We start from the raw sequence: 1049 nt of genomic DNA on the forward strand, positions 1-1049 counted from the left end.
TTAATTATTTAAGCATGCTTGCGAATTTTTCTAATGTACGGATCATTTGAGCTGTGAAGCCTGATTCATTGTCGTACCATGAAACAACCTTAACAACTTGGCCGTCGCCCTTACCTACAACTTGTGTTTGTGTTGGGTCGAATACTGAACCGAATGATGTACCAATGATGTCTGATGATACAATTTCGTCTTCGTTGCAGCCGAATGATGCGTTGCCTTCTGTTGTCTTCTTTACGGCCTCGTTAACTTCGTCAACTGTAACTTCTTTGTTCAATGTTACAACTAATTCTGTTACTGAACCTGTGATTGTTGGAACACGTAATGCGTGACCATCCAACTTGCCGTCTAATTCTGGAACAACCTTACCAAGGGCCTTTGCAGCACCTGTTGAGTGAGGAATAATGTTTTGTGCACAAGCACGTGCATTACGCTTGTTACCTTTGCGGTCTGGACCGTCTTGTACGTGTTGTGATGCTGTGTATGCGTGAACTGTTGTCATTGTACCTGCTTTGATACCAAATGCATCGTTAACAGCCTTTGCCATTGGTGCTAAGCAGTTTGTTGTACATGAAGCAGCTGAGATGATGTCTGCATCTGGTGTGATGATGTCATCGTTTACGCCGTATACAACTGTTGGCATGTCACCAGCTGGTGCTGATACAAGAACCTTCTTTGCGCCAGCCTTTAAGTGAGCTGATGCCTTTTCTTCTGATGTGTAGAAACCTGTTGATTCAAGTACTAATTCAACACCATCGTTCTTAACCCAAGGAATGTTTGTTGCGTCTGCTTCTGCGTATACAGGGATTTCCTTACCGTTAACGATAAGTGAGTGATCTGTTGCAGAAACTTCTGCATCAAATTGACCATGAGCTGTGTCATACTTCAATAAGTGAGCCAACATAGCTGGTGATGTTAAATCGTTGATAGCAACGATTTCCAAGTCATCTGAAACTTCAGCAATCCGACGGAATGCTAAACGGCCGATACGACCAAAACCATTAATACCTACTTTTGTAGTCATATTAATATTCCTCCTAAAAGGTAAATTT

General features: G+C 42.1%; 1 protein-coding gene. It reads right to left on the minus strand.

Features of this window, described 5'->3' with window-relative positions:
• Positions 1-4: 4 nt before the first annotated feature.
• Positions 5-1021, minus strand: a complete 1017-nt coding sequence (gene gap / locus Q3C15_RS08640; protein WP_064214700.1) for a type I glyceraldehyde-3-phosphate dehydrogenase — start codon at positions 1019-1021, stop codon at positions 5-7.
• Positions 1022-1049 lie beyond the last annotated feature (28 nt).

This window comes from Ligilactobacillus sp. 110_WCHN (assembly GCF_030518115.1).
In the GTDB taxonomy this organism is placed as follows: Bacteria; Bacillota; Bacilli; order Lactobacillales; family Lactobacillaceae; genus Ligilactobacillus; species Ligilactobacillus aviarius_C.

Bases quoted from the DNA above. Each gene is read 5' to 3' on its own strand.
- gap (WP_064214700.1), bottom strand. From the start codon at position 1,021: ATGACTACAAAAGTAGGTATTAATGGTTTTGGTCGTATCGGCCGTTTA.